Origin of the sequence: Neoroseomonas oryzicola (assembly GCF_012163135.1) — a bacterium.
GTDB classification, from domain to species: Bacteria; Pseudomonadota; Alphaproteobacteria; order Acetobacterales; family Acetobacteraceae; genus Neoroseomonas; species Neoroseomonas oryzicola.
Genome location: NZ_JAAVUP010000002.1, coordinates 1,014,842 through 1,040,792, shown reverse-complemented (window position 1 = coordinate 1,040,792; position 25,951 = coordinate 1,014,842). Strand labels below are relative to the sequence as shown.

Annotated in this window: 29 protein-coding genes and 1 tRNA gene; 10 read left to right on the top strand and 20 right to left on the bottom strand. The window is 67.6% G+C overall.

All coding sequences use genetic code 11. The features are described 5' to 3' along the window. Positions 1 to 466, bottom strand: a 466-nt coding sequence (locus GWK15_RS11530) for an aminotransferase class I/II-fold pyridoxal phosphate-dependent enzyme (protein WP_168041421.1), incomplete at its 3' end; no start/stop codon positions are given. Positions 467 to 774: 308 nt separating this feature from the next. Here GWK15_RS11530 and GWK15_RS11525 point away from each other — a divergent pair. After that, complete coding sequence (locus GWK15_RS11525; protein ID WP_168041420.1) at positions 775 to 1,161, top strand: c-type cytochrome; 387 nt, start codon at positions 775 to 777, stop codon at positions 1,159 to 1,161. Between the two features lie 34 nt (positions 1,162 to 1,195). Here GWK15_RS11525 and GWK15_RS11520 read toward each other — a convergent pair whose 3' ends face one another. Next, on the bottom strand, positions 1,196 to 2,170 hold the full coding sequence (locus tag GWK15_RS11520) for a Bug family tripartite tricarboxylate transporter substrate binding protein (protein WP_168041419.1): 975 nt from the start codon (positions 2,168 to 2,170) through the stop codon (positions 1,196 to 1,198). 108 nt (positions 2,171 to 2,278) lie between these two features. Next, positions 2,279 to 2,980 carry a GntR family transcriptional regulator gene (locus GWK15_RS11515; RefSeq protein ID WP_168041418.1) on the bottom strand — a complete coding sequence of 234 codons (702 nt, stop codon included), beginning with the start codon at positions 2,978 to 2,980 and terminating at the stop codon, positions 2,279 to 2,281. A gap of 81 nt (positions 2,981 to 3,061) precedes the next feature. Between GWK15_RS11515 and GWK15_RS11510 the strand changes: the two genes are divergently transcribed. Then, positions 3,062 to 4,390, top strand: a complete 1,329-nt coding sequence (locus tag GWK15_RS11510) for an LLM class flavin-dependent oxidoreductase (protein ID WP_168041417.1) — start codon at positions 3,062 to 3,064, stop codon at positions 4,388 to 4,390. Positions 4,391 to 4,409: 19 nt separating this feature from the next. On the opposite strand, the gene GWK15_RS11505 is transcribed toward GWK15_RS11510, so the two are convergent. Beyond that, complete coding sequence (locus GWK15_RS11505; RefSeq protein WP_168041416.1) at positions 4,410 to 5,642, bottom strand: alpha-hydroxy acid oxidase; 1,233 nt, start codon at positions 5,640 to 5,642, stop codon at positions 4,410 to 4,412. A 176-nt stretch (positions 5,643 to 5,818) separates the two neighbouring features. Between GWK15_RS11505 and GWK15_RS11500 the strand changes: the two genes are divergently transcribed. Then, on the top strand, positions 5,819 to 6,571 hold the full coding sequence (locus tag GWK15_RS11500; RefSeq protein ID WP_168041415.1) for an SDR family NAD(P)-dependent oxidoreductase: 753 nt from the start codon (positions 5,819 to 5,821) through the stop codon (positions 6,569 to 6,571). A gap of 33 nt (positions 6,572 to 6,604) precedes the next feature. Further along, on the top strand, positions 6,605 to 6,862 hold the full coding sequence (locus tag GWK15_RS11495) for a hypothetical protein (protein WP_168041414.1): 258 nt from the start codon (positions 6,605 to 6,607) through the stop codon (positions 6,860 to 6,862). 9 nt (positions 6,863 to 6,871) lie between these two features. Here GWK15_RS11495 and GWK15_RS11490 read toward each other — a convergent pair whose 3' ends face one another. Together GWK15_RS11490 and GWK15_RS11485 are read right to left on the bottom strand one after the other, a co-directional pair. Continuing rightward, on the bottom strand, positions 6,872 to 8,554 hold the full coding sequence (locus GWK15_RS11490; RefSeq protein WP_168041413.1) for an AMP-binding protein: 1,683 nt from the start codon (positions 8,552 to 8,554) through the stop codon (positions 6,872 to 6,874). A gap of 70 nt (positions 8,555 to 8,624) precedes the next feature. Next, positions 8,625 to 9,176 carry a hypothetical protein gene (locus GWK15_RS11485; RefSeq protein ID WP_168041412.1) on the bottom strand — a complete coding sequence of 184 codons (552 nt, stop codon included), beginning with the start codon at positions 9,174 to 9,176 and terminating at the stop codon, positions 8,625 to 8,627. A gap of 288 nt (positions 9,177 to 9,464) precedes the next feature. Here GWK15_RS11485 and GWK15_RS11480 point away from each other — a divergent pair, with 288 nt between their 5' ends. After that, the gene (locus GWK15_RS11480) at positions 9,465 to 10,778 is read left to right on the top strand and encodes a tyrosine-type recombinase/integrase (protein WP_168041411.1); all 1,314 of its coding nucleotides are present in this window, start codon (positions 9,465 to 9,467) and stop codon (positions 10,776 to 10,778) included. Positions 10,779 to 10,804: 26 nt separating this feature from the next. On the opposite strand, the gene GWK15_RS11475 is transcribed toward GWK15_RS11480, so the two are convergent. The 8 genes from GWK15_RS11475 to GWK15_RS11440 form a co-directional block, all read right to left on the bottom strand. Then, positions 10,805 to 11,305, bottom strand: a complete 501-nt coding sequence (locus GWK15_RS11475; RefSeq protein ID WP_168041410.1) for a hypothetical protein — start codon at positions 11,303 to 11,305, stop codon at positions 10,805 to 10,807. A 70-nt stretch (positions 11,306 to 11,375) separates the two neighbouring features. Then, positions 11,376 to 11,873, bottom strand: a complete 498-nt coding sequence (locus GWK15_RS11470; RefSeq protein WP_168041409.1) for a terminase small subunit — start codon at positions 11,871 to 11,873, stop codon at positions 11,376 to 11,378. 16 nt (positions 11,874 to 11,889) lie between these two features. Next, entirely contained in the window at positions 11,890 to 12,237 is a 348-nt protein-coding gene (locus GWK15_RS11465) for a hypothetical protein (RefSeq protein ID WP_168041408.1), read from the bottom strand. A 122-nt stretch (positions 12,238 to 12,359) separates the two neighbouring features. After that, positions 12,360 to 12,545, bottom strand: a complete 186-nt coding sequence (locus GWK15_RS11460; protein WP_168041407.1) for a hypothetical protein — start codon at positions 12,543 to 12,545, stop codon at positions 12,360 to 12,362. Positions 12,546 to 12,866: 321 nt separating this feature from the next. After that, positions 12,867 to 14,735: an AAA family ATPase gene (locus GWK15_RS11455; RefSeq protein ID WP_168041406.1), complete on the bottom strand. Its 1,869-nt coding sequence runs from the start codon at positions 14,733 to 14,735 to the stop codon at positions 12,867 to 12,869. Between the two features lie 204 nt (positions 14,736 to 14,939). Then, the gene (locus GWK15_RS11450) at positions 14,940 to 15,632 is read right to left on the bottom strand and encodes a hypothetical protein (RefSeq protein WP_168041405.1); all 693 of its coding nucleotides are present in this window, start codon (positions 15,630 to 15,632) and stop codon (positions 14,940 to 14,942) included. A 9-nt stretch (positions 15,633 to 15,641) separates the two neighbouring features. Continuing rightward, on the bottom strand, positions 15,642 to 15,956 hold the full coding sequence (locus GWK15_RS11445; protein WP_168041404.1) for a helix-turn-helix domain-containing protein: 315 nt from the start codon (positions 15,954 to 15,956) through the stop codon (positions 15,642 to 15,644). A gap of 113 nt (positions 15,957 to 16,069) precedes the next feature. Continuing rightward, a complete protein-coding gene (locus GWK15_RS11440) occupies positions 16,070 to 16,738 on the bottom strand; it encodes a hypothetical protein (protein WP_168041403.1) in 669 nt (222 codons plus the stop codon). A gap of 493 nt (positions 16,739 to 17,231) precedes the next feature. On the opposite strand from GWK15_RS11440, the gene GWK15_RS11435 reads away from it, so the two are divergent. The 4 genes from GWK15_RS11435 (at position 17,232) to GWK15_RS25915 (ending at position 18,636) form a co-directional block, all read left to right on the top strand. Then, complete coding sequence (locus GWK15_RS11435; RefSeq protein WP_168041402.1) at positions 17,232 to 17,405, top strand: hypothetical protein; 174 nt, start codon at positions 17,232 to 17,234, stop codon at positions 17,403 to 17,405. Between the two features lie 129 nt (positions 17,406 to 17,534). Then, a complete protein-coding gene (locus tag GWK15_RS25925) occupies positions 17,535 to 17,801 on the top strand; it encodes a transposase (RefSeq protein ID WP_245211524.1) in 267 nt (88 codons plus the stop codon). A 50-nt stretch (positions 17,802 to 17,851) separates the two neighbouring features. Continuing rightward, entirely contained in the window at positions 17,852 to 18,211 is a 360-nt protein-coding gene (locus GWK15_RS25920; RefSeq protein WP_338147235.1) for an IS3 family transposase, read from the top strand. Then, on the top strand, positions 18,154 to 18,636 hold the full coding sequence (locus GWK15_RS25915; protein WP_245211611.1) for an integrase core domain-containing protein: 483 nt from the start codon (positions 18,154 to 18,156) through the stop codon (positions 18,634 to 18,636). Before GWK15_RS25920 ends, GWK15_RS25915 begins: the two co-directional genes overlap by 58 nt. Before the next feature lie 250 nt (positions 18,637 to 18,886). Here GWK15_RS25915 and GWK15_RS11425 read toward each other — a convergent pair whose 3' ends face one another. The 3 genes from GWK15_RS11425 to GWK15_RS11415 form a co-directional block, all read right to left on the bottom strand. Beyond that, entirely contained in the window at positions 18,887 to 19,870 is a 984-nt protein-coding gene (locus GWK15_RS11425; protein WP_168041401.1) for a BREX system ATP-binding domain-containing protein, read from the bottom strand. A 131-nt stretch (positions 19,871 to 20,001) separates the two neighbouring features. Next, complete coding sequence (locus GWK15_RS11420) at positions 20,002 to 22,122, bottom strand: hypothetical protein (protein ID WP_168041400.1); 2,121 nt, start codon at positions 22,120 to 22,122, stop codon at positions 20,002 to 20,004. Beyond that, the gene (locus GWK15_RS11415) at positions 22,119 to 22,577 is read right to left on the bottom strand and encodes a hypothetical protein (protein ID WP_168041399.1); all 459 of its coding nucleotides are present in this window, start codon (positions 22,575 to 22,577) and stop codon (positions 22,119 to 22,121) included. The genes GWK15_RS11420 and GWK15_RS11415 overlap by 4 nt, the downstream gene beginning before the upstream one ends. Positions 22,578 to 23,373: 796 nt before the next feature. Here GWK15_RS11415 and GWK15_RS11410 point away from each other — a divergent pair. Then, complete coding sequence (locus tag GWK15_RS11410) at positions 23,374 to 23,886, top strand: hypothetical protein (protein WP_168041398.1); 513 nt, start codon at positions 23,374 to 23,376, stop codon at positions 23,884 to 23,886. Between the two features lie 61 nt (positions 23,887 to 23,947). Here the strand turns inward: GWK15_RS11410 and GWK15_RS11405 are convergent. The 3 genes from GWK15_RS11405 to GWK15_RS11395 form a co-directional block, all read right to left on the bottom strand. Next, positions 23,948 to 24,040: transfer RNA gene (locus tag GWK15_RS11405), tRNA-Ser, on the bottom strand. A gap of 92 nt (positions 24,041 to 24,132) precedes the next feature. Then, positions 24,133 to 24,765, bottom strand: coding sequence for a glutathione S-transferase family protein (locus GWK15_RS11400; protein WP_168041397.1), 633 nt, complete (start codon positions 24,763 to 24,765; stop codon positions 24,133 to 24,135). 70 nt (positions 24,766 to 24,835) lie between these two features. Further along, positions 24,836 to 25,951, bottom strand: a complete 1,116-nt coding sequence (locus GWK15_RS11395; RefSeq protein WP_168041396.1) for an AI-2E family transporter — start codon at positions 25,949 to 25,951, stop codon at positions 24,836 to 24,838.

The following is a 25,951-nucleotide window of genomic DNA, read 5'->3' as shown; positions in this document are numbered from 1 at the left end:
GGCGGTCGGCGCGGGAATGGCGCATCCCCTCGATCATCGAGGCGTGGTTCATCTCGTCCGAGACGATGACGCAGCCGGGGATGCGGGAGGCCAGCGTCGACAGCGTCGCCCAGTTGGACATGTAGCCGGAGTTGAACAGCAGGGCGGATTCGGTGCCGTGCAGCGCGGCGAGGTCGCGTTCGAGCAGGACATGCTCGTGATTGGTGCCGGAGATGTTGCGCGTGCCGCCCGCCCCGGCGCCGTAGCGGTCGAGTGCGGCATGCATCGCGGCGAGCACCTTGGGGTGCTGCCCCATGCCGAGATAGTCGTTGGAGCACCAGACGGTGACTTCCCGCGCCGCGCCGGCATCGTGGCGGATCGCGCGCGGGTATTGGCCGGCCTGGCGCTCGATATCGGCGAAGACACGGTAGCGGCCCTCGCGGCGAAGGCCATCGAGCTGCGAACGGAACCAGGCCTCGTAGTCCATCACCTCGACCTCCGGGTGCGAGCCGGTCGCCGCAGCCGCCCCCTGGCGGCCCGGTCCCGGATCCTGCCCATGAAAGCGATGCCGCCGGCCATTGTCTTGACGCAGATCATGCCGCCGGGCCGGACGCGGCGATCCAGGCCGCGCCGGCGGCCGGGGCCATAGGACCATTCGCCGGGCCGGACAAGCACCACGCTTCCTTCATCGCCTGACCTTGCCAGATTGGCCCGCCGGGGCCATTGCCTAGGCTCGGCCGTTGCGAGACCGGCGCCGACGCCCCCTCGTACCGGGCTGCAAGAAAGGGAGTTCGCATGCGACGCTTGATCCTGCCGATGCTCGTGGCCGCCGCGGCCAGCCTGCCGGGTATCGCTTCCGCCCAGTCGGGCGACGCTGCCGCCGGGCAGCGGGTGTTCAACCAGTGCCGCGCCTGCCACACCGCCGACCAGGGCGGGCGGAACGGCGTCGGGCCGAACCTGTTCGGCATCGTCGGCCGCAAGGCGGCCTCGATCGACGGTTTCCGCTATTCCGCCAACATGCGCAGCCTCGCCGAAGGTGGGCTGGAGTGGAACGAGGACCGCCTGCGGGCCTACATCACCAACCCCAAGGCCGTGGTGCCGCAGGGCAGCATGTCCTTCCCCGGCCTGCGCAACGAGACGCAGCTGAACGACCTGATCGCCTATCTCTCGACGCTGAAGTGAGGCGCAGGGCGGCGCCGCGCCCAAGCGGCGCCGCCTACTCCTTCTCAATCCCCGCCATCTGGACCACGCGGCCCCAGCGCTCGCGATCCTCGGCGAGCATCTGGTCCATCTCCTCCGGCGTGCCGCCAAGCGGCTCCGATCCCCAGGAGACCAGCCGCTCGCGGATCGCGGGCGTCTTGACGATCGCGTCGATCTCGGTGGCGAGGCGGCGGCGGATCTCGATCGGCGTGCCGGCCGGGGCGCCGTAGCCCATCCAGGCATTGGCCTCGTAGCCCGGCAGCCCGGCCTCCTCCATGGTCGGCACGTCCGGCAGCAGGGAGAAGCGCCGCTTCGTCCCGACCGCGAGGGCCCGCAGCCGGCCGGCGCGGAAATCCTCGAGGAAGGCGGGCGCCTGCTCGATCACCAGCTGGATGCGCCCCGCGAGCAGGTCCGTGCGCGCCGGCGCGCCGCCGCGATACTGCACCATCTCCAGCTCGACCCCGCCGGCCATGGCGCGGAACATCTCGACCGTGAGGCGGGAGGCCATGCCCGAGGTCGCGAAGTTCAGGCTGCCCGGCCGCGCGCGTGCGAGCGCGATGAATTCCTGGACGTTCGCCACCGGCAGCGAGGTCGGCACCGCCATCACATAGGGAATGTTCGCGACCATGCAGACGCCGCAGAGGTCGCGCGCGGGATCGTAGGGCAGGTTCCGGTAGACATGCCCGTTCACCGCCATCGGTCCCGGGCTACCGGCGAGCAGCGTGTATCCGTCCGGGGCGGCCTTCGCGACCGCATCGGCGCCGATCACGCCGAAGGCGCCGGCGCGGTTCTCGACCACCACCTGCTGGCCGAGCGGCGCGCCGAGGTTGTCCGCGACGAGGCGCGTCATCAGGTCCGTCGTGCCGCCCGGCGCGAAAGGCACGATCACGCGGATGGGGCGGCTGGGGTAGCCGCCTTGGCCGAAGGCGGGCTGCGCAAGACCTGCGGCGGCGGTGAGGCCCAGGGCCTGGCGGCGTGTGGTGATCGTCATCGGCGGCTCCGGCTCGCGGCTTGGCCGGTCGTTGCCGGCGGGGTGGTGACGACTGGCGCCCTCATCCCCGATGGCAGCCGATTTGAATTCAATTTGCAACCGCCCTTCTCAGCGCTCCTTCAGCGAGCGCAGGAGCCTTGCCCCCGCATCGTGCACATGCAGCCGCAACAACAGGCCGAGCCGCTGGCCGTCGCCGTCGCGCAGGGCGGCGAGGATGTCCCGGTGTTCCCGGTTCACCTGCTCCCGGCTGTTGGCAAGGCGGCCGCCGAGGCGGATGTAGCGCTCCACCCGGTTCGCCAGCACGCCGAGCAGTTCGCCCATCACCCGCATCCCGCTCGCCGCGCGGATGCGGTCGTGGAAGCGGCGATTGTGCAGGCCGAAGGCGCGCCCGCCTTCCGGCGTGCCGGCGGGCAGCGCCTCCATGGCGAGGATCTCGGCGTCAAGCGCCACGAGATCCTCCTCGGTGCGATGCAGGGCGGCGGCCTGCCCGATCCGTTCCTCGAACAGGGCGCGGATCTCGAAGATCTCGGCGATGTCGGCCGGGTCGAGGGCGGCGACGACGTAGCCGCGGCGCGGGCGGTACTGCGCCAGGCCCTCGGTCTCGAGCTGCTTCAGCGCCTCGCGCACCGGCGGGCGGCTGACGCCGAGGCGGCCGGCGACATCCTCCTGCCGCAGCAGCGCGCCCGGCGGGATGGTGCCGGCGAGGATCGCCTCGCGCAGCCGCTCGGCGACGAAGGCCGGCAGGCTTTCATGCGCGTCCTGCGCGCCGGGGCGCGGTTTCGGAAGGCGGAGATAAGGGGCACGGGTCATGGCAAAATTGAATTCAAAATGCTGGACAGCCTCGCGCGATGCAAGCAGCCTCTGGCCCGACACCGCGACCGGAGCCCCCGCATGCCGATGATCCTCGCCGCCAACGCCAATGCCCAGGGCAGCCATGTCGGTGAATGGCGCCACCCGGATGCCTGGGACCGGCCGGCGGCGAACATCGCCAATGCGGTGCGGCTCGCGCAGATCGCCGAGGCCGGGAAATTCGACCTGCTCTTCCTCGCCGACGGCAACGGCGTGCGGCAGATGGACAAGCCGGATCTCTTCGCCGCGACCTCGCCCTCGGACCGGCCCGGCGTCTTCGAACCCGTCACGCTGCTCTCCGCACTCGCGATGGCGACGCGGCACATCGGCCTCGTCGCCACGACGACGACGACCTATGACGAGCCCTTCCATGTCGCGCGCCGCTTCGCCTCGCTCGACCACATCAGCGGCGGGCGCGCGGGGTGGAACCTGGTCACCACCTCCAATCCCGGCGACGCGCTGAACTTCAGCCATGCGGAGCACGTCGCGCGCGACCAGCGCTACGAACGCGCCAACGAATTTGCCGACGTGGTGAAGGGGTTGTGGGATTCCTGGGCCGACGACGCCTTCCCGCAGGACAAGGCGTCCGGTCGCTTCCTCGACCCCGCGAAGGTCCATGTGCTGAACCACAAGGGCAAGCACTTCCAGGTCGCGGGGCCGCTCAACGCGCCGCGGCCGCCGCAGGGATACCCGGTGGTCTTCTCGGCAGGCCAGTCCGAGGCCGGGCGCGACCTGTCCGCCCGCCACGCCGACTGCATCTTCGCGATCGAGGCGACGCTGCCCGCCGCGCAGGCGCTCTATGCCGACTTCAAGGGGCGGCTTGCGAAGTACGGCCGTGGCCCGGACGACCTCAAGATCCTGAGTGGTGTGACCATCATCGTCGGCGAGACGGCGCAGCAGGCCGAGGACATCGCCGGCGAACTCGACGACCTGGTGCCGCCGCCGGTTGGGGTGGATTACCTGTCGAAGATGGTCGGGCGGAGCATGAAGGACTATCCGCTCGATGGCCCCATGCCCGACTTCGAGGAGGAGCATGTCGGCCATACCGGCATCGGCCGCGCCATCGTGAAGGTGGCGAAGGAACAGGGGCTGACGGTGCGCCAGACCTACCGGCGCATCCTGCCGCAGATGGCCGGCAACATGTTCAAGGGCGACGCGCAGCAGGTCGCCGACGTGATGGAGGAATGGTACCGCGGCAAGGGCTGCGACGGCTTCATGATCGCCGCCCCGGTGGTGCCGACAGGCCTCGAGCGCTTCACCCGCCTGGTGGTGCCGGAACTGCAGCGCCGCGGGCTGTTCCGGCGGGAGTATGAGGGGCGGACGCTGCGGGAGAACCTGGGGCTGAAGCGCCCGCCGCGCCGGTTCGGGTGATCCGGCGCGGCGCGGGCCCTCAGGCCCGCATCAGGAATTCCGGCCCGAGCTGATCCATCGTATTCGCCCCGATCAGCGCCAGGTCGCGATGGACTTCCTCCTGCAGCAGGTCGATCGCGCGCTCGACGCCGGGCTGCCCGCGCACCACCGCCGCGCACAGCATCGGCCGGCCGACGAAGACGAAGGCCGCCCCGAGCGCATAGGCCTTCAGCACGTCCGTCCCGCGCCGGATGCCGCCGTCGTAGATGACCGGCAGGCCGCCGGCGACCTTCACGATCTCGGGCAGCATGCGCAGGCCGGACACCGCGCCGTCGAGCTGCCGCCCGCCATGGTTCGACACCATGAAGCCGTCGACGCCGATCTCCTTCGCGCGCACCACGTCATCCGGGTGCAGCACGCCCTTGATCAGCAGCTTGCCGGGGAAGCGCTTGCGGATCAGTTCCAGGTGCGGCCAGGACAGCCCGTCGCGGGCGCCGAAGGCGCGTTCGAGCTCACGCGAGAGGATGGGCGGGCCGCGCCCGGCATCCATGTTCTCGAAATACGGCATGCCGTGGTTCTTCAGCGTCCGGAACCAGGTGCCGAAGGCCCATTGGGGGTGCGTCGCCCCCTGCCAGAACAGCTTGAATGTCGGCTTCAGCGGGATGGTGTAGCCGTTGCGGATGTTGTTCTCGCGGTTCGAGGAAACCTGCACGTCCACCGTGAGGACGAAGGTCTTGAACCCTGCTGCGATGACACGGTCGACCAGCGGCTCGATGCGGGACGGCTCGCCCGGCAGGTAGGCCTGGTACCAGGCGTCCGGGTTGGCCTTCGCGATCTCCTCGAGCTTGATCAGCGAGGAGGCCGACATGATCATCGGGATGTTCTTGGCGCGCGCCGCCTGCGTCAGCACCAGGTCGCCGCGATAGGCCATCAGCGCGGAGGATCCCATCGGCGGGATGCCGAAGGGTGCGCTGTATTCCTTGCCGAACAGGCTGACGCGCGTATGCCGCGCCCGCGCATCGACCAGGCAGCGCGGGATGAAGCCCCATTCGGCGAAGGCACGGCGATTGTCCTCGAGCGACCAGTCCGTCTCGACGCCGCCGGCGAGGTAGCCATGCAGCATCTTCGGCAGGTGCCGCGCGGCTGCGCGTTCGAAATCCGCGAGCGAGAGGAACTTCGCGAGGCGCGGCGGCACCGGCGGGGCCGCACGCTTCTGCGACAGGGCCTGGGTCGTGGCTGGTGCGCGGGATTGCGCGGTGCCTTCAGCGGTCATGGACGGGTCACCCGGTATCTGATTTCGGCCAATTCTGGCCGCTAAGCCCCGGCGAGGCCAGAGCCCCAGGCGCGCGCGCCCCGCAGGGCAGGACCGCCGGGCGCCGGAAGCGCCCCCGCCTGTCCGCTTGCCCTCGGCCCTGCGAGGATGCGCCCCGCCACACAGGGAGGACCCGCATGACCGACCGCTTCGCCCGGTACCCGAGCCTCGAGGGCCGCGCCGTGCTCGTCACCGGGGGCGCGAGCGGCATCGGCGCCCAGATCGTCCGCCGCTTCGCCGAACAGGGCGCGCGGGTCGCCTTCCTCGACTTCGACGCCGCGGCGGGCGAGGCGACGGCGGGCGCCACCGGCGCGGCCTTCCTGCCCTGCGACCTGCGCGACATCGCCGCCCTGCGCGAAGCGGTGGCCGAGGCCGGGCGGCGGCTCGGCGACATCACCGTGCTGGTCAACAACGCCGCGCGGGACGACCGCCACAGCCTCGAGAGCGTGGAGCCGGACTACTGGGACGAACGCATGGCGATCAACCTGCGCCACCAGTTCTTCTGCGCCCAGGCGGTGGTGCCGATGATGCGCCGCGCCGGAGGCGGGTCGATCGTGAACCTCGGCTCGGTTTCCTGGGTGAAGGGACAGGGCGGGATGCCCGCCTACATCACGGCGAAATCCGCGATCCGCGGGCTGACCCGCGGCCTGGCGCGGGACCTCGGCCCCGACCGCATCCGGGTAAACGAGGTGGTGCCCGGCTGGGTCTACACCGAACGCCAGATCGCGCTGTGGGTGACGCCGGAGGCCGAGGCCCGCAGCCAGGCCCAGCAATGCCTGAAAGGTCGGCTCCAGCCGGACGACATCGCGCGGATGGTGCTGTGGCTGGCAGCGGATGACAGCGCCATGGTCACCGCCCAGGCCTTCGCGGTGGATGGCGGGGGCAGCTGACCGCGCGCAGCCCGGCCGGATCATGTTCTTGATTTGTTCTTCACCTTCGCCCACTCTGCCGCCATGGTCCTCGATCTGGTGGAGCGACCGCTGGCGCCCCCGGTGCCGGCGTGGCTGGGCGTTGCGACGTTGCGCCTGGCCCGGGCGGCGGGCGCCGCGGCGGCCGCGCGCGGTCGCCCCGCCCAGGAGGTGCGTCAGGTCGTGCAGGACGTCCTGCTCGCCCGCCACCCTGCCCTGCCGATGACCATGATCGCCGAGGCGCTGGCCGCGGCGGCCGGCGCGCCAGATTAACCGCGCCGGTCAGCGCAGTTCGGGGAAATCCTCCTCCCGGAACTCGCCGGGGGACCGGGTGCCTTCGCGGAAATGCCGCTGCTCGGCCTGGCGCAGCTCGACCCGGCGGATCTTGCCGGAGATGGTCTTGGGCAGGTCGTAGATCTCGATCCGGCGCACCCGCCTGTAGGGGGCGAGGCGCTCGCGCAGGTGCCGGAAGATCGAGGCGATGGTCTCCCGCCCCGGATCGGCGCCCTGAGCCAGCACGATGAAGGCCTTGGGCACGGCGAGGCGTACGGCATCCGGCGCGGGCACCACCGCCGCCTCGGCCACCGCCTCGTGCTCGACCAGCACGCTTTCCAGTTCGAAGGGGGAGATGCGGTAGTCGGAGGCTTTGAACACGTCGTCGGCACGGCCGACATAGGTGAAGCGGCCCTCGGCGTCCTTCGTCGCGACGTCGCCGGTGCGATAGGCCCCCTGCCCCAGCGGCGCCAGCGTCCCGTCATCCTGCTGGTAGCCGCGCATCAGCCCGACCGGCGGATTGTCGAGCAGGATCGAGACCTCGCCCTCCTCCACCTCGCGGTCCTCGGGGTCGAGCAGGCGGATGCGGTAGCCGGGCGATTCATGGCCCATCGCCCCGGGTTCGACCGTCTGGCCGGGGAAGAAGCCTATCTGCAGCGTCGTCTCGGTCTGGCCGTAGCCCTCGCGGATCGTCATGCCCCAGACCTTGCGGACATGCTCGATCACCTCGGGGTTCAGCGGTTCGCCGGCCGAGCAGACCTCGCGCAGCTGCCCCCGGAAGGGCGCCATGTCCTGCTGGACTAGCATGCGCCAGACGGTGGGCGGGGCGCAGAAGGTCTGCACGCCCTCCGCGGCGATCGCTTCCAGCGTGCCGCGCGCGTCGAAGCGCGGCTGGTTGTTCACGAAGACCGCCGCCCCCGCGTTCCAGGGCGCGAAGAAGCAGGACCAGGCGTGCTTCGCCCAGCCCGGCGAGGAGATGTTGAGGTGCACGTCCCCCGGCTGCAGGCCCAGCCAGTACATCGTGACCAGGTGCCCGACCGGATAGGATTGCTGGTCGTGCAGCACGAGCTTCGGCTTCGCCGTGGTGCCGGAGGTGAAGTACAGCAGCAGCGGGTCCGTCGCGCGCGTCGTCCCGTCCGGCGCGAAGGCGGCGCTGCCCTGCTTCACCGCGTCGTAGTCGGTCCAGCCCGGCGCGCCGCCCACCGCGATGCGCGTGACCGAGGCATCGAGCCCGTCGAACTTCGCGGCTTCCGCCGATCCGGTGACGACGTGGCGGACCCGCCCTCGGGTGAAGCGGTCGGCGAGGTCGGCGGGCGTCAGCAGCGTCGTCGCCGGGATCACCACCGCGCCGAGCTTCATCGCGGCGAGCATCGTCTCCCACAGCGGCACCGTGTTGCCGAGCATGATCAGGATGCGGTCGCCCCGCTTCACGCCGAGGTCGCGCAGCCCGTTGGCGAGGCGCGAGGAGTCCGCGGACAGCTGGGCGAAACTACGCGTCGCTGCCCCGTCGCCGACGATCCTGAGCGCGGTGGAATTGCCCAGCGGCCCGCGCGCGAGTTCCGCGTCGAACCAGTCGAGCGCGTAGTTGAAGGTCTCGAGCTTCGGCCAGCGGAAGCCGCGATGCGCGCCTTCGTAATCCCCGCGATGCGCGAAGAGGAAGTCGCGCGCCTCCTTGAAGGCTGCGGTGCCCATGGACGACCCTCCCATTCCGGTCTTGCGCGGAAGCCTAGCCGTGCCGCCGGCACGGCGGCAAATGCGCCCGTCAGTTCGTCCGCAAACAGTGCGTCACGCCGTCGATCACGCGGTCGACCACCTCGGCATAGGCGGCGAAGTGGTCGGAGACGCGCGCCCGGGCCGGCGGCTCGGTGATGTAGCGGGAGAGGAAATGCCGGCTCGTCTCGGCGAAGATGATCGTCTGGCGGTGCGCGATCTGACGGATGTCCTTCTGCAGCACCGGCTGGTAGCTGGCCATGCCCGCATAGACCTGACCGTAGATCGCCTGCGCGAAGCTCGTGCGCTCGTCCTGGGTGAAGGGCCGCTTTCCGACATGGCCGCGATCCGCATAGTAGGTGATGGTGCGCGTGAGTTCCGCGGCCAGCGTACCGTTGAGCGTCGAGAGTTGCGGCGCGAGGTGGCTGTCCGCCGCGATGAAGAAGGAAAAGGCGCAGTAGACGAGGACGAAGGCCTCCCCGTCGTTCAGGAAGGTCTCGACGAGGCCGTCCTTCGCGACGGCCTGCGCCTTCATGGCGCTGATCGCCTCGTTCACCAGGAGCAGGAAGTTGCGCTGGATGCTCTCTGACTGCTGCGTCGTCATTCCATGATCACGCCCAGATGAGGTGCGGCGAGTCCGACCTCACGATAGCGGATGGCCGGAAGGCCCGCACGGGGGGTGCGCCAGCGATCCGGGGCATGTCATGGGGGAGGTGGCGGAGGGGATGACCGCCATACTCAATTTCGCCCCCTCACATCGCCGTTCCTGAAGGCAGCATTTTGCTTGCCGTTTTCTGCGCCTCGCTTCACTACTTTCCGCCATAGCACGCCCCTATCCGGCCCCGACTGAGGGGGCAATTGAGGGGGCAAGCGGTTTCGCGGAGACGAGCCCATGGCCGGAAATCTAACGGCGGTAGCGGTGAAGAACCTCACGGCGGCGAAGGCGCTGGCCGCTTCCAAGGCGTCCGGCAAAGCAGCCAGGCATTGGGACGGCGACGGGCTCTTCCTCGAGACCAAGGGCGGCCGCGCCTATTGGGTGTTCCGCTTCATGCTGGCCGGAAGGCGCCGCGACATGGGCCTTGGCGGCGCCGTTGGGCCGGGTGCCGTCAGCCTCGCGGAAGCCCGCGAGCGCGCCGCCGAGGGCTTGAAGCTGGCGCGGTCAGGATCCGACCCCTTGAAGCACCGCGCCGGCATCGAGGCAGCCGCCAAGGCCGCAGCGCAGGCCGCGCAGGCGCGCGCCAAGACCTTCGATGACGTGGCCGCGCTCTACCTCTCGGCCCATGCGGCCGGCTGGCGGAACCCGAAGCACCGGGCGCAATGGAAGATGACGCTCAAGGAGTATGCCGGCCCGCACATGGGCGACATGCCGGTTGCGGACATCGAGACGGCGCATGTCACAGCCGCTCTGCGGCCGCTGTGGGAGACGAAGCCGGAGACGGCTACGCGCCTCCGCGGCCGCATTGAAGCGGTGCTCGACTTCGCCACGGTGCATGGCTGGCGCGAGGCCGCAAACCCGGCCCGTTGGCGCGGCCATCTCGACAAGGTGTTCCCGCGCCGGACGAAGGTGCGCGCCGTGAAGCACCATGCCGCCCTGCCCTGGCAGGAAGTCGGCGCATTCACGGCCGCGCTGGCGGCGCGCGAGGGGGTTTCCGCGGATGCCCTCGCCTTCTGCATCCTGACGGCGGCGCGGTCAGGCGAAGTCCTCGGCGCCCGATGGGCCGAGGTCGACCTTGCTGCCCAGGTCTGGACGGTGCCGGCTGACCGGATGAAGGCCGGGAAGGAGCATCGTGTCCCGTTATCAGCCCCTGCCCTGGTCATCATCGAGCGCATGGCGAAGCTGCGGGAAGACGACAGCGCCGATGCGCTGGTGTTTCCCGGTCAGCGGAAGGGCCGCCCCCTGTCGGTCATGGCGATGACGATGGTCCTCCGGCGCATGGATAACGGCCACCTGACCGTGCATGGCTTTCGCTCCGCCTTCCGCGATTGGGCGGGCGAGACGACCGCCCATGCCCGCGAAGTTGTTGAAGCCGCCCTCGCCCACCGGACCGGCGACAAGGTGGAACAGGCCTATGCGCGCGGCGATCTCTTCACGAAGCGCCGGAAGCTGATGGAGGATTGGGCCGCCTTCTGCGCGAAGAAGCCGGCGAGCGTAGTGAAGGCCGGCGAGCGTCGCAGGCGCGCCTTGGACGAGACGCCGGCCGCCTAGCCTGGGCGAAGGGCCGCGTGCCGCCGCTATTTCGGATCCGCTGGCCCATCCTGGAAGCCTCGCGCAATCCATGCGACCGCCCTGTAGCCGGCGAATACGGCAAGAGCCGGAACCCCAAATCCAAGCAGCCACATTCCGGCCGCTTGGCCAGCCGTGACGGATTGATTGCTGGTCGCGATTTCCAAGACGATCACGAGAAGAACGACCGCCCAGGCGCACGCCGCAGCGACGTAGAGCCGACGCAACCCTTCTCGCCGCCGAGGCGATGGCCACGCCGTTTCGACCTGCCGCGTCCGCTGCGCATTCGCTCCCGCGATGGCAGCGGCGCGTTGCATCGCTCCAAGTTCCACGGCCTGCGCGACGATGTTGCGAAGCCGGCGCTCGGTGGTCCGGATGCCGCCCGCGGCATCGGTTGTGAATTCTGCCATCAGACGATCGGTGATGACCGCGGCACTCTTCGGCCTCTCGTTGCCAAACAAGGGCTCTGCCGACTGATCGCGGATCTTGTCGCCGCGCGTCCCCTCCATCCCGGCGCCTCCATTCATACCCTTCGCAGCAAGGGGAACGGATCGGCCTGCGAATGTCCAGCGTTGCGCTTCAGTGCCGCGTCTTCACTAACTCCCCGACCTCCACGTCGATCACGCGCCCGCCGGCTGGCATTGGCACCGCCGACTGCGCGATGGCCGCGATCTCCGCGCGCAGTTCGTCCAGCGTCAGCGCGTTCACGGTCTTGCCCTCGCGCCGCGCCGCCTCAGCGGCCTTCTCGAATGCGGACGGCGCGACGAAGCCGCCGCGGTCGAGGATCGTCTTCGCCGCCTCCACGCGCACTTTGAGCGGCGCGTCCTCATCGTCGATCACCCGCTCCAATAGCCGGGACGCCTTCACCGCCATACGACCGCTGATCTGCGACCGCAGCGCTGCATCCACCGCGGCGCGGACGTGCGGCTTTTCCAGCAGTTGCCGTGCAATCTCGCCCGCGCTCTCGTCCGAATAGCCGGCCGCGCGCGCCGAGGCGCTGCCATTCCCCAGGCACGCCGGGTCGCTGGTGTAGTGGAACACGAAGGCCGCCTGCTGCTCCGTCAGATCGCCGCGCATTTGAGCCTCTCCTTCCTCATGTGCCCGCCCGCGCGATCGCGTCGAGCGTGCCCCGCAAGTCATCGAGCATGCCGGGCCGCCCGTCCGCAAAGAGCGGATCCGTCTCCGCGGCTTCCGCGATAGCCGCTAACGTGCCGGGCGCTGACCGCGCGCCGTCGGCGAACGACATGTCAGCCAGCGCGCCCGTGATCTCCGCCGCTATCACCGCTGCGCTACGCGCCTCCGGCGAGCCCTGAGCCGCGCGCCGCATCGTCGCCAGCGCCGCGTGCCAAGCGGGGAGAAGCAACCGATCGAGGATCGGCGCGCCGGCCAGGTCCGGCGGCAGGGCCGCCGCTCCATCCAGCATCCTTGTCGCCGCGATCATCGTCCTGTCCCTGTCCTTCGTTCGATGCCACCGCGGGAACGCTGCGGACGCCGCTGGCGCCTCTGAAGGCTGCGGCGGGAGCGATCGCTGCAAGAACCGCCCCCCCGCCGCCCGCGGCCTTCCTAGTGGCCGCGACGCGCGAGACGCGCCGCCGCCTCCCGGCTGACGAGCATGCCGGACCGCCCCGGATACATCCGCCGCGCCCGGATGCGCGCATCGGTCATGCTTTCCCCTTCGATCGGAAAGGCAGTGATGACTTCCGGGTGCAGGCAGATGAAGCCGGTGCTCATGATTTCGGTGGTGGTCACAGTCGCGGTCCTCTCGGGGATGGTGGCTTCGAGGCGTCCCCGCGAGCGGCCCCAGGGAGGGGGTAAACACCACACCCCCACCTTGGGGTGGGGTGGTTATTACCCCCTATGGGGCAACGCTTGGGAACGATGAAAACCTACCGGCAAACCCACAGAATTCCTCGGGTTTTGCGTTCCCAAGAGTGAGCCGAAATGACGAAAAGATCGGGAACGCGAAACCCGCGGAAATCTGCGGATTTCGAAGCAGCGTTCCCGGCGTTCCCACCGTTCCCGGGAACGTTTGGGAATGATCGGGAACGGCCGGGGACGTGAACGCTAAGATCATGCGGCGCGCAGGCCGGCCTTCGGATCGGCGACGATGCGGCCAGCCGTTAGCGCGGCCTCCACCGCCTCGGCGCACCGCGAGCGCGACCAGCCCTCGACTTCCGGCACGTTCGCCGGCTTGTGCTGGTGCCGCTCGAAGAGGCTGGCCTTGCCGGTGCGCGTCACCTTGTGGCCGGCCTCTGTAAGCCGGGCGACGCCGGCGATCACGACCTCTGCATCCGCATCGGTCGCCGGCGAAGTGGCAGCACCGCCCTGCACATCAGGCACTGCGGCGGCAGCGCCCGCCAGTGCGGCCCGATACAGGCCGGTTGCGGGATCGTAGTCGAGCGCCAGGACGCGCCCGACAGGCGCGGCGTCGAGGTTGCTCTTCTCGATCGTGAGCGCGGCACCGCCAGCCTTCCGGACGAAGGAGATGGACAGGCGCACGCGATCAATCCAGGCCTGCGATCCGCGCGGCGGCTCGTGCTTCGGTTGCCGGCTTCCGAGACGCTTCGCAGGGTGGTGGATGACCACCACCGCCGCGCCTGTCTCCTCAGCGAAGAGGCGGAGCCGCTCGAGGAATGCGTTCACGGGCTTATCCTCATTCGCGGTGCCGTATTCCTCCATCCAGACGCCGGCAGGGTCCACGATCACCACCGCGACATTCGGAAGGCTCCGCGCCTCGTCGAGCGCCTTACCCAACGACATGCCCGGCGCCTTGTGCACGACATGCACAAAGTCTGCCGCCAGCCCTGCATCAAAGAGGCGCGCGAGCCGCCCGCTCACCGCCGCCTCATTATCCTCGCCCGACAGATAGACCACGCCGCGACCGCGGAAGTCAGCGCCGATCTCGCGGCCCATCGTGGCACCCCCTCCGTTGGCGACCTCCGCCAGCAGTTGTAGCGCGAGCGTGCTCTTGCCACTGCCGGCCGGGCCAGTGATGAGGCTGACTGCCGCCATCGGAAGTATGCCCTCCACCACAAAGCGGGTCCGATCTTCGGGGCGTGGCGCCGCGATCCTCTTCGTCTGTTCCAGACGCGCGACGAGCGCGAGAAGGCTCGCGCCGTTGCGCGGCGTGCGACGCTCGGTCCAGGGCCATATCCTGCCGTCGCCGTCCCTCACGACGCGCTGACGATCGGCACCCCATACGCTCTGACGGTGCGCGTCCAGGCGCTCGACCGACATGACCTCTGGCGCGAGCCCGCACAGCGCCTCGAAAGGGCGGGCAGGATCCACCGCTAGCTCCGGAGGGAAGTTGAAGACGGAACCGCAAAGCCTCGCGCTGTCGATGAGATCGACCGGCGCCAGCGCCACAAACCTGGATGCGCCTGCCAGCGCCCGCAGGATCGCGTCAGGCGCCGCCGCCTCCCCGGTGCGGTCCATCAGGCCGCGGCGCGTCAGGCGATCTTCATCGCCGTCGCTGAGGCGGCCGGCCGCGGGCTTGAAGCCCCCAAGATCATCAAGCCACTCATCGACCACGTCGCCACGCGCACGGTCGGCATCCTGGAGGCGGCCCAGGAAGAACACGGCCCGTCCGCAATTGCTGCGCACGACCATGAAGCCCGCAGCCTCCAGCGCGCGGCCGGCAAGGTCGGCGTGCTCCGCAGTCCGCGCCGCGCAGCGTCGCCACGCAGCCTCAGCTTGCTTGTCGCTCATATCGTTTGGGAGATCTTCATCGCCGGGAGGGGATGTCCGGAAGGCTTCCAAGGCGGCGCAAGCGGCGGCGAAGGCCGCCGATGGCGCGAGGACGCCAAAGAGAACGCCCGCTGCGCGATTGCGTTCTGTCCATGCCGCCTCCGATCGCAGGCACTCATTGCTCCGCGCATCGCGCCGGGCCTCAGCGGCGGCTGCGGGATCGGGCCTGGGCTCATCCTGGTCACTGCTCATGCCAACGCCCGCCGCTGGCAAAGCCGGCACGACCGCACCGAAGCCCGGAGACGGCGCCGAACCCCTCGGCGGCGGGAATGGTGAGGCTGCCATGGGCACGGCCGGCAGGCCATGCGGCGTCCCCTGCGGCGCACCAGGCGCGCCGTCGTCGTTCTCAGACATTGTGGTCCTCTTCCGGTGTGTGGTGCTTTGAGTTGCAGCGCCTCAGCGCGCCTGCGGCGCCGCGGAGTAGCTTCCGATCGAGCCGGCATTGCTCATCGCAGCGTTGCCGACGCCGGAAAGGCCGCTGCCGATCGCGCGCGCCGCGGCGCCGGCGGCAGGGTTCGTCATGCCGTAGGCGTTCGTCTCGAGGCCGCTCACACCCGCCCTTCCGCCGGCGAAATCCCCGAACATGTCGAGACGCTCACGCGCCGGCTGCGCCGCCTCCCCCGCTCGCTGGAACGCATCACCCCAGGATGACAGCTCCGCGCGCGCCTGCGCTTCGCGCGTCAGCTTCTCGCGAGTAGCAGTGGCGCGTTCCGACAGCATATTGCGGGCGGTCGCACTCGCTCCGGCCTGGCCCCCGAGGAGATCCTGATTGGGGTCCATCCCATCGGTCGGCAGAACAGGCAGCGCCGTCCGCTCCGCCGCGGCCCGGTCCATGTGCTGCTGGATTTGCCCTGGCGTCACGGCGCTCACAGCATCGGCGGCGGCCGCGCGGCGCTGCGCCGCGAATTGGTCTTGCCACTCGGCCTCGATGCGCGCGGCGGATGCGGCCCGAGTGCGGGCGGCCGCAGCATCGTCGGAAGCCTGTTGCTGCCCCCGCTGTTGCATGTAGGCGCCGCCGACTGCCGACGCCGCGCCTACGGCGAGCGCGGCATAGGAGAGGGCCCCGGACGTGCTAATTGGCTCGCACATGGCGATGCCCTACGCGGCTTCGGCGGCACCCGGCGATGCCCGATCTCGCCGCACGGCGCCGGCATGCCGCGCCCGCGCCGCCCGCTCGTCCCCGTCGTCGGGCCGGGCCGCCGGCGCCTCCGCAAGCAGTCGCCGCAGGGCCTCTGCCGGAATGAGGGCGCGGCCGGCGATCCGCACAGCGGGAAGTTCGCCTTTTCGGCGCATCTCATAGAGCGTGGTCACGCTCAGGCCGAGGACGTGAGCGGCATCCTTCATGCGGTAGGCGAGCACGGCACCCGAGGCCGCCGGCTTCACTTCACTCGATGGCATTTCCGATCTCTCCATGTCCAACGTCGTATTCGACGACGGACAGGAGCGTGCAGCGGCGCGTTTTCCGTTTCGTGCTGAAAGGTGCCTCGACGTAGTTCCGCAAATCGGAAAGAGCGGCGCCGCGGATCCTACGGCACGCCCTGTAGAGCCTCGATCTCCCGCAACTCTGCGAGCGCATTCGGCCTCGCCGTCGCGGCCTTGTAGAGCGCGGCCGCGAGTGGCCGCAGCCTGCCCCTGCCGAACGTGGCTTGCCGCGCAAGGTGCGCGTTTGCCCTCATCCGCGCCGTAGCCTCGCCCTCGCCGGCGGCCCTCTCTCCCTCCAGCGACGCAAGCCACCATTCCCGGAGCACTTCGCGCTCTACAAGGCGCGCCGCCTCGCGCAAATTACCGCCGCACGCCTCGGCCTTACGTCGCACAGCCGCGGCCAAGGTGCCTTCCCGCTCGCGGATATCGGCCGCCGCGTAGCCGAGGGCGGCCGCCGGCGCATCCTCGGCGCTCAAGTCAGCGTGCCAGTTCATCCCATGGTCGCTCAGCGCGTCATTGAGCGCGCTGCGGCGCGCCACGCGACCGATAGCCGAGTAGGGAAGCCGCGACGGGTCAGGCTTCGCCAACGCCTTTCGCAGCGCGATCCTCTCGCGCTTCAAAGCCGGGAGGCGTTTCATCGCGCGCTCGATGGCCGCGATCTCCGCGTCCACCCGCGAAAGCCGTGTCGCCGGGTCGGCTGGCTCGCCCGCAACGCCGGCGCGCTGCCCCCCCGTAATGCTGTCAGGGGAATGCGAAATGACGTTCTCGTTCATGCGCTAAGAATAGCGAACGCGGGCAATCAATTGCGAGCGACGCCGCAACACACAATGCCACATTGGCACGCTTCGGACACAGTGACCGATAAAGCATTTTCAGTATCTTAGCAGCATCATCCGCCGATATTGCGCGCTACGAAGCGAGCCAGGATGACACATCATAGCGGGCAGGATTCGGCCGACAGCCGGGCCTTTCGCGATGCCGTCTCGGCAATCTCGAAAATTGTTCCGGCGCGCAACACGACCGACAACGCCCAACGCCTCCATCGCCCCCGCGGCCTCATCTGCTCGCGCCTTCCGCCATCGTCCGTAACGTCGAGCGCCGTCCGGAATTGCGCTCGTCATCATGCCCGCCATTCGCGTTGACCACCGTTGAGGGCGCACCGCACGTTGCCCGCGCAGAGGCAGCGCGCCGCCTGCGGCGGCTGGCCTAACGAGCACCGTCACCGCTACCGCCTCCACCACAGCCATCCCGGGAGGACCGCTCACGATGGACACCACCAGCCCGAACGCAGACGGCGCGCCGCGACGGGACGAGGCCGCGGCATTCTGGCGCGCATGCGCCACGCTCCGCGCCGGCGATCTCGCCGCCGACCTCGAGCCGATGCTTCGTCTCGCCTGGGCTTCCTCGCCCGCGCTGCGCGTTAGGCTCAGGACCCATTAATCGCTTGGAGCGACGCGGCGGGGCGTGATTCTGGGTGTGGTGGAGGTGTGATCTGAGCCCGAGAAACTGGAGCGGTTGGAGGTAGAGTTTTCGGTGCCGGGTTTCCCTGGGCTGGGAGGAGCGGAGCCGATGAAGGCCTCGAAGTTCAGTGATGCGCAGAAGGCGTTCATCCTGAAGCAGGGTGCGGAGGGGATGCCGGTGGCGGAGATCTGCCGCAAGGCGGGGATCAGCCAGGCGACCTACTTCAATTGGAAGAAGAAGTACGACGGGATGACGCCGCCTGAGATGCGGCGGCTGAAGCAGCTGGAAGACGAGAACGGCAAGTTGCGGAAGCTGGTCGCGGACCTGTCGCTGGATCGCGAGATGCTGCAAGACGTCATCCGCCGAAAAATCTGAGGCCTGGTCGCAAGCGCCAACTCGTCGACACGGTGCGGCGGGAGTGGGACGTGTCGATCCGGCGCGCGTGCCGGGTTCTGGAAGTCGACACGTCGACCTACCACTACCGCTCACGTCGACCCGACCAGGCCGGCCTTGAGGGGCGCATCAGGGAGATCTGCGCGACGCGCGTGCGCTACGGCTATCGGCGCGTGCATGTGCTGCTGCGGCGGGAGGGCTGGTGCGTGAACCATAAGAGGACGTGCCGGATCTATCGGGAACTCGGCCTGCAACTGCGGAACAAGACGCCCAAGCGAAGGGTCAAGGCGAAGCTGCGCGAGGATCGCCGGCCAGCGAGCCAGGCGAACGAGACCTGGGCGATGGACTTCATCCACGACCAGCTCGCCACTGGCGGAAGATCCGGGTGCTGACGGTGGTCGACACCTTCTCGCGCTACGCGCCGGTGATCGATCCGCGGTTCAGCTATCGGGCCGAAGATGTCGTGGCGGCGCTGGAGGAGGCCTGCGCCGTGCTGGGCTATCCGAAGACCATCCGGGTCGACCAGGGCACGGAGTTCGTCTCGCGCGATCTGGATCTGTGGGCGTACGCGAAGGGGGTGACGCTCGACTTCTCACGTCCGGGCAAGCCGACGGACAATGCTTTCGCCGAAGCGTTCAATGGGCGCGTCCGGGCGGAATGCCTGAACGCGCACTGGTTCCTGACGCTTGCCGATGCGCGGGAAAAGTTGGAGGCTTGGCGCAAGTACTACAATGAGGATCGCCCACATGGGGCGATCGGGCAGAAGCCGCCCATTTCGTTGCAGAATCCCGGTGGCATCATCAGCCCGCCATCGTGATCAAGGCCCGAAAGCTCCACCCTCGGGCGCTCCAACGACGGGGTTCGGATCAGGGCTCGGAGCAGATGTTTACGCTGCTCACGCGTTACGCGGCGCGAAGCTGCGCAGTATGTGGCCTAAAGATCGACCTGCCAGCTCCATTCAGTGCAACGCGGTCGGCGGTCCTGCGTTGGAGCTTGTGCGTCGCCGGCCATAACGGGCGCGGCGATGAAGCAACGGCATACCGTCTGGTTAACCCCGATCCAAATCCTCAGACCTCAGACTCGTAAATGCGCCGCTCCGCCATTTCAAACAAGTCGTGAAGGAATCTACGCTGCCGGACGCCGGTGTCGCTAAGTCGCTGGGCGGCCGGCAAGAGGCGTTGGAAGGAACTACGCATCTCCGCTTCTGTCACGATCGGCTGCACACCTTTCGGAAGCGGCCCGCGGATCCTTCGCGCGGCATCGCGCGCTTGGTCCAAATAGAAGCGACCAAGTGCTACCGACTCATCTTCTGTCTGCAGCGGCGTCAACTCCACCCGATCCTGTAACCTGCTACGGAACGCGGGTAGTGATACTGAGTACCGGCGCATTGCATCCGGCGTCATCGCGAGCATCATAAATAGGTGTGATGGCAATGCGTCTATGATTGCGCGAAGCGCAGAGAGATAGCGAACGACGGCCGTTGGCGACAAGACGCCATCCTGCTTCTCTAGCTCGTCAAGTAGCAGGAAGATCCCGTTCAGCAAACCGACCTCTGCGCTCACCGTCACAAGATCTCTCAGCGCTGCCGTACGTGCCTCGATCGTATCGAGCCGAAACCCCACGCCAAGTGAGTTGCGGTGAGCGTTGAGTAGACGCATCCCGAGCAGCCATTCGAGGAAGCTGCGTGCGACATCTAGGGTAGGATCTGCCGACAAGTTATACAGTGCTGTTCTCACCTCCACGCTACGTGCCGACTCAATCGCGCCGTTGCCGGTTTGCGCCAACTTCTGACCCAGGACCTGCAGATGCTCTGGGCCAAGCTCATGCAGCAATCGGCGGATAGTCCCATCGAACGAAGCTTCCGGGTCGGCTAGATACCGCACGACATAGAAGCCCATGTCATCCTCAATGGCGCTCCGGATTTCGCTCGCGTAGTGGTTTAGGAGGTTCGTCTTCCCTGTTCCCTGTGTGCCTTCGATGATGACAACTCTCGTCCGGTGATCAGCCATGAAGGCCTCAATGCGTGCCTCAATGTCGTCATCGTAGTGCATGCGGAGATGAGGGTTATCTGTGTTGTGCGTCGATGAGGGGAATGGGTTTCCCAGCGTACCGAACCGCGTGAAGACATCCCGCACATCGCCCGGCTTGGCAGCCCTGGCCGCCTTCAGTCTGTCTCTGAGGCTCATGGCTCCACGCGCTCCAAACTGAGGCTCGTGCTCGCCTTTCCAGGCGTGAGAAAATCGCCGCGGTAAAGGAATACGTTTTCGACAACGGGGCGCCCATCCTTCAACTGCAGCACCCGAAGCGTATGATCATCGAAGCTTGTATCGATTGTCGATCCCTCGGTATGCGGCCGTAGTAATCTCGCAGCCGCAGCCTCCCTTAGCTTGTCTCTCGCAACCAGCGGATGGACGCCGCATTGCTGGACCAACGCTTCAAGCCACGCGCCTGCCGAAACCAAGCGTTCACCAGCTGCCAAATTGTGAAACGTTTGCATGGCGATATCCGTGAAGCGAGCAACGGACGGGTGCTCCGGCGTTGGGAGCAATCCGATACCCTCGACCGTTGCACCGATCCCTGTGATCTCTGCCAGGACCGTGTAGTTGGCACGTACCCTTTGCGGAAGTTCCAACGCGAGTGCCTGCTTTGAGTTCCACGCATCGGTGAGCGCATCTGCAACCACTTGATACGACGGGATCTTCATGAAGTGAGTGGCCATCTGAACCACATCGCCCAAGCGTTGCGCCAGCGCGAGATCTTGAAGCGCATCTGTTGGAATCCACGACCCAGCGTCGAACCGGATGAACCCACCCGATACGAGCAAGCGTCGGTGCTCGGCACGCGTGTCTTTGTTGGATAGCTTGAACCTTCGGGCAATGTCAGCATCGCTGGTTGGACCGCTTTCAGAGAGTGCGTCGACCAACGTGACCAGTGTTTGAGGACTGAAGCGGTGAAATCGTACTCCACCTCGTTCGGACGTCGATGTTTGCGTTGCGGAACGCCCGCGTGTCGCCTTGGACTTAGGTTTCGTGGGCGCCGCAATGGTAGCGGCGCTCAACGGCGACTCGCCGTCCTGCGACGCGGTCTCTGTAGGACTCGCGATTGCCAGGCCAGCAATGGTGGCCGCCTCCACGTCCCTGGATTCAACGGGCCACTGCGGAAGGCCCCCAGTCGAGAACCAGAGCAAATCGTCTTGGGTATGATAGGAGGACCAAGGGAGATCTGCATGGAGCGCAGTCGCTTCAACAAACGCTTCGCCGACTGACAGCCGCGCCTGTCCAAATGCAGTTGCGAGTTCCCAAAGCACCTCAGCCAGCGAGTGCCCTACGAGCGTTCCCTTGATCGGGTGAAGCAGTGCGCCGCTCAGGCGGCGATCGAAGAACTGTTCAGGCCTGACGTGGCGAAAGAACATCGGCGGCACGCCCTCCGCGATGGCCATTCGTGCTAGCCCCTGATCGCCGGTCAGAACGAAGACGTCGTGTCCAGGAGGCGCGTGGTATTGATGCTGGCGCGCCGCTTCGAGAATCAGGCGGTCGACATAGCTTTTTAGCGGCACGCTGAGATTTAGATCTTTGAGATCTTCGTCTTTGTCGGGGATGAAGGCACTCCGCAAGGGATCGCTCAGCAGAAAGTTGCGCTCTATCTCGGTGTCGTCCTTCAACTCCAGCCGGAGAAGCGCGCGCTGACCTGTTTGGCTTTTGAGGTGCTCGCAGAGCTGATCAAGAGGCTTGCCTCGTTTCCTCCGCGCACTGAAGTACCGATCAGCTTGATTGACAATCTCCATGTGGAGAATGGCCGGTAACTTGATGCGCGCCATTGGCTGCAGGTAGCTCGCAACAAAATTCAATGCACCATGATGGACGCCGGATGTATCGGCAACCACTGTAGCCGGCCGGTGCAAAGGGAACCGCTGTACGATGCGGGCATCGAAGACTGGCTTCACAAGGCCGATACGGGCTGCGACCTGAACAATCGCATCCAAAGCCGAGGCCAGCTTTGCCTCCGAACGGGGTGCCGCTGCACCCGAGAATGATTGCCCCGCTTTGCTCGCAAGCGACTTCAGACCAGCCTCCACCTCATCGCGTGGTGGTACGATCCATATAAAACTACCGACGCGCACGCTCGTTCGTAGGCCAACGTTTGTTGTCTCGGGCGCCTGGACCATAACCTGACCAAGATTCAAACGACCGCCGCAAAACGCGGTTTCCTCGCTCACCTCAAGCGTGGCCGGCTGTCCGGCGAGGAACAGTCGCGCGAGAGCGTCTTCGGCAATCTTTGGCGACGCGAGACTTGGCACTGTCATCTGACCGACACCGTGGCGCCGGGAACATCCCGAAAAGTTTCGTAGATCCACGACAGCTGCTGGTGAAACGCATAGAGCGTGTCTGCTAGCACCGGTGCTGCGCCGATATCCGATATCTGGGACTGGCTCTGTGACCAACTGCTGTGACCTGAACGAATTGCCAGATCAACGAGATTCAAGTAGGCGCCCAGGTGCACCATGCTTCGGCTCGACGGAGGCTGGCTTGCCTCAAATGCTCCGAGGAATCCTCGCTGGAGCTGCTCCCGGCTCGTATCGTCTGTGATACCGCCCCAGACGTCTTCGGCGATCTCACATGTGAACACCTCATGTTGCAATTCGTGCTCGCGACCATAGAGCTTCACCGAACTCGGCTGGTCGACGTGAAGGATCATGCGCTTGCTGAAGTAGGGCTCCCACACAGTCACGCGGAAGCTTGTCTGGACCTCGGTCTCCATCCCGCCCTCTTGCCCTAACCAGATTCTGACGCCGGCATAGTATCGGTGCCCAATGCTGCGCCCACCATTGCAAAGGAGCATGGACGGCCGAAGGCCTAGCGAGAAGGGGCTTTTTGCCTGCCGCCCTACGGGTTGCCATGGGGCCGGCACTAACAGGTATCTGGTCGCAAGGCCGTCCAAGCTACCCTCCCATCGCTCTTCCCTCGCTCTCAGCGCTCTGAACCGGCTCGTGCTGCGGGACCAAACGCACAGGCCAACATCGACCCGTCGTCGCGCGCAGGATGAAGCCCTCCATCGTCTCGATCATGTTTTCGCATCCGGCGCCGCGATGCCAGGGAAGGGCCGAGCCAGATGACCGGCTTCCCGGCCAAAATCCTTTGGCCGCCGCGGAAGCGAAGCGCGCCGGTGGTTTTCGGCCGATCACGCCGCCGAACTGGGGCCTGAACGCGCGGCACAGCCTTTCGAGCACTGGTCCGTTAATGGGTCGCTGCGGCACTTCCTACTCTTGTGGTCGCCCCCCCCGGTAGCGGAGACCCCGCTGTTTGCGCGAGGTCGCTTGTTCGCGCGAAGTGCATCGAGTTGAAGCAGCGCCGCCAGAACATTGGATTTCCCGGCGGATTTTGTATCGGCGTCCGTCAGGGACACGAGGCCGCGCGAGCGAACGCCCCCGGAGGGGCGGGGGTGGTGCACCCGAGTACAATTCGCAGTCGGCCCGGTAGGACAGGCGCTCCTCGTTGCCTCGGAGGCTCGCTCTAGCGCTACGGTGCTGCCCGCATTTCTCTCAGGGAGCCTTGCCGTGCATGCCTACCTCGATGGCCTATCTGAACGAGACTTTCTGGATCTGCTTCGGGCTGTCGGCGTGCGGCTCCATCGAGAGACGGGCGCGGCCAGCCGCGGAACAATGGGCTTTCTCGCTGAATTGGACGTGATCCATCGCCTCGGGCTGAACAAGGCGGCGGCCCTTTCCGCTGGTTTCGACGCAACGTGCCCAAAGACAGATCGGCGGCTGGAGATCAAGTCGACCGTCATGAAGAAGGGCGCGAAGGCCGCGCATGGGATGCTGTCGCGCTTCCCGACTGCCAAGGACGCCGACGCGTTGCTGATCGCAGTCTACGACTACGATCTGAACCTTGTTGAAGTCCGCGAGGTCGCGATGGGAAAGGTGGAAGAATATCTGGCAAAGCCGGGATCCAATGCGCGCGCCCGTCGCGTTGCGCCGGCAGAATTGCTGCGCCGGCTCGGTACGATCTCTTGGACGCCGGTTGCCCCATCGACGCTAAACGCGCCGGCTGCATCGGCCCTCGACTGAGGGGGCATTTGAGGGGGCATGGGTCACAACCTGCCCGAGACCCGCAGAAAACCTCGAGAAATGGCGGAGGGGATGGGATTCGAACCCACGATAGGACTTGACATCCTATAACGGTTTAGCAAACCGCCGCCTTCGGCCACTCGGCCACCCCTCCGCAGGAGTGGAAAGTCACACGGCGTTGCAGGGCGCTGCTTCTAACGGCGGGGGCACGGGCCGTCAAACCTCCCGCGCCGCCCGCCGCGAAAACTAGGACAGCGCGACCTCGAAGCCCCGCTTTGTCGCGGGGCGGGCCATCATCGCCTCGTACCACCGCTTCACATTCGGCACGGTCGCGAGGTCCACCTGGTGCCTCTCATGCCGCCAGGCCCAGCCGAGAATCGCGAAATCGGCCACGCTCGGCTCGCCGCGCGTCGCGACGAAGTCCCGCCCTTCCAGTTGGCGGTCCAGCACGCCGTACAGCCGGACCGTCTCCTTGTGATAGCGGCTGAAGCCGTAGTCCCGCGCCGGCCCTTCGGGCTGCATCAGGAAATGGTGCACCTGGCCCGGCATCGGCCCGAAGCCGCCCATCTGCCACATCAGCCATTCATAGACCGGCACGCGGTCGCGCAGGCTCTTCGGCAGGAACTTCCCCGTCTTCTCGGCGAGGTAGAGCAGGATCGCGCCGCTTTCGAACACCGTGATCGGCTTGCCGTCGGGACCCTCGGGGTCCTTGATCGCGGGGATGCGGTTGTTCGGGCTGAAGGCGAGGAACTCGGGATTGAACTGCTCATCCTTGGAGATGTTCACGGTCTTCACCGTGTAGGGCAGCCCCATCTCCTCGAGTGCCACGCTGATCTTGCGGCCGTTCGGCGTGTTCCAGGTCCAGAACTCGATGCTCATGCGCGCATGTTCCCTGAAGGCGTTGCCCGCAGGCTTCGCATGCCGGCCCTGGCCCGTCCATCGGGCGGCGTCAGGCCTCGGCCCTGTCCGTCCCCCTGCCCTGCCAAGCGCCGAGCAGCCCATGCGCCACCGCCAGCAGCGCCGGCCCGACGAACAGCCCGAGGAAGCCGAAGGCCACCAGCCCGCCGAAGACGCCGAGGATGATGAGCCCCAGCGGCATCGCACTCCCGCGCTGGATCAGCAGCGGGCGGACGATGTTGTCGCTGCCCGACACCAGCACGCCGCCCCAGGCCAGCATGAACAGCGCCCAGCCCGTATCCCCCTGGCCGTAGAGCCAGGCTGCCGCGCCGCCCCAGGTCACGATGACGAGCGGACCGAGCACCTGGCTGATCGAGAAGATCATGGTCAGGAAGCCGAGCACCGCCGCCCCCGGGACGCCCGCGATCGCGAGCCCCACGCCCATCAGAACCGCCTGCAACACGCCGGTGCCGACCACGCCCCAGGCGACGCCGCGAACCGCGCCGCCGGCGGCCTCCACGGCCTCGACCCCAACCGGCCCGCCGAGCCGCCCCGCGATGTCCTGCAGCTGTGCCACCATGCGATCGCCGCTGATCCAGAACATCGTCGCGACGACGAGGGACAGCAGCAGCTGCAACAGGCTCCCCGCCGCCTGCTGGCCGATGCCGACCAGCAGCCGCGCGATCTGCCCGCTATAGGGTTCGATCAGGGAGCGGACATCTCCCTGCCAGGCGCGCAGCTGCGACCAGCCGGCGGCCGCGCGCTCGCCCACCAGCGGCAGGTCCCGCACCCAGGACGGCGCCTCGGGCGGAAGCCGCTCGACCATTTCGCGCCCGCGCGTCACGACGTCGCCGATCTGGTCCGCGAGGTCGGGCGCCATCAGCATCATCGGCAGCGCGACGACGAGGATGACGCCCACCAGCATCGCCGCCGCCGCCATGCCCGGCCGCAGCCCACGCGCGACCAGCCAGGCCCGCAGCGGCCAGGTGCCGATGGCGGTGAAGGCGCCGAAGGCGATCGCCATGGCGAAAGGGGCAAGGACCTGCGCCACGCCATACAGCAGCAGCGCCAGCAGGATCAGGACCGCGGCGCGCTCCGCAAGCAGCACGGTCTGGGCATGGCGCACGTCCGGCGCCGTGGCGTCCTCGCCCCGCGACTCGCATTCCAT

Coding starts and splice junctions, on each gene's coding strand:
- GWK15_RS11525 (WP_168041420.1), top strand. CDS start 775: ATGCGACGCTTGATCCTGCCGATGCTCGTGGCCGCCGCGGCCAGCCTG.
- GWK15_RS11510 (WP_168041417.1), top strand. CDS start 3,062: ATGCCGATGATCCTCGCCGCCAACGCCAATGCCCAGGGCAGCCATGTC.
- GWK15_RS11435 (WP_168041402.1), top strand. CDS start 17,232: ATGGACACCACCAGCCCGAACGCAGACGGCGCGCCGCGACGGGACGAG.
- GWK15_RS11520 (WP_168041419.1), bottom strand. CDS start 2,170: ATGACGATCACCACACGCCGCCAGGCCCTGGGCCTCACCGCCGCCGCA.
- GWK15_RS11395 (WP_168041396.1), bottom strand. CDS start 25,951: ATGGAATGCGAGTCGCGGGGCGAGGACGCCACGGCGCCGGACGTGCGC.
- GWK15_RS11480 (WP_168041411.1), top strand. CDS start 9,465: ATGGCCGGAAATCTAACGGCGGTAGCGGTGAAGAACCTCACGGCGGCG.
- GWK15_RS11420 (WP_168041400.1), bottom strand. CDS start 22,122: ATGACAGTGCCAAGTCTCGCGTCGCCAAAGATTGCCGAAGACGCTCTC.
- GWK15_RS11475 (WP_168041410.1), bottom strand. CDS start 11,305: ATGGAGGGGACGCGCGGCGACAAGATCCGCGATCAGTCGGCAGAGCCC.
- GWK15_RS11425 (WP_168041401.1), bottom strand. CDS start 19,870: ATGCACTACGATGACGACATTGAGGCACGCATTGAGGCCTTCATGGCT.
- GWK15_RS11490 (WP_168041413.1), bottom strand. CDS start 8,554: ATGGGCACCGCAGCCTTCAAGGAGGCGCGCGACTTCCTCTTCGCGCAT.
- GWK15_RS11500 (WP_168041415.1), top strand. CDS start 5,819: ATGACCGACCGCTTCGCCCGGTACCCGAGCCTCGAGGGCCGCGCCGTG.
- GWK15_RS11415 (WP_168041399.1), bottom strand. CDS start 22,577: ATGGAGACCGAGGTCCAGACAAGCTTCCGCGTGACTGTGTGGGAGCCC.
- GWK15_RS11515 (WP_168041418.1), bottom strand. CDS start 2,980: ATGACCCGTGCCCCTTATCTCCGCCTTCCGAAACCGCGCCCCGGCGCG.
- GWK15_RS11445 (WP_168041404.1), bottom strand. CDS start 15,956: ATGGAGAGATCGGAAATGCCATCGAGTGAAGTGAAGCCGGCGGCCTCG.
- GWK15_RS11440 (WP_168041403.1), bottom strand. CDS start 16,738: ATGAACGAGAACGTCATTTCGCATTCCCCTGACAGCATTACGGGGGGG.
- GWK15_RS11505 (WP_168041416.1), bottom strand. CDS start 5,642: ATGACCGCTGAAGGCACCGCGCAATCCCGCGCACCAGCCACGACCCAG.
- GWK15_RS11465 (WP_168041408.1), bottom strand. CDS start 12,237: ATGATCGCGGCGACAAGGATGCTGGATGGAGCGGCGGCCCTGCCGCCG.
- GWK15_RS11450 (WP_168041405.1), bottom strand. CDS start 15,632: ATGTGCGAGCCAATTAGCACGTCCGGGGCCCTCTCCTATGCCGCGCTC.
- GWK15_RS11455 (WP_168041406.1), bottom strand. CDS start 14,735: ATGAGCAGTGACCAGGATGAGCCCAGGCCCGATCCCGCAGCCGCCGCT.
- GWK15_RS11470 (WP_168041409.1), bottom strand. CDS start 11,873: ATGCGCGGCGATCTGACGGAGCAGCAGGCGGCCTTCGTGTTCCACTAC.
- GWK15_RS11485 (WP_168041412.1), bottom strand. CDS start 9,176: ATGACGACGCAGCAGTCAGAGAGCATCCAGCGCAACTTCCTGCTCCTG.
- GWK15_RS11400 (WP_168041397.1), bottom strand. CDS start 24,765: ATGAGCATCGAGTTCTGGACCTGGAACACGCCGAACGGCCGCAAGATC.
- GWK15_RS25925 (WP_245211524.1), top strand. CDS start 17,535: ATGAAGGCCTCGAAGTTCAGTGATGCGCAGAAGGCGTTCATCCTGAAG.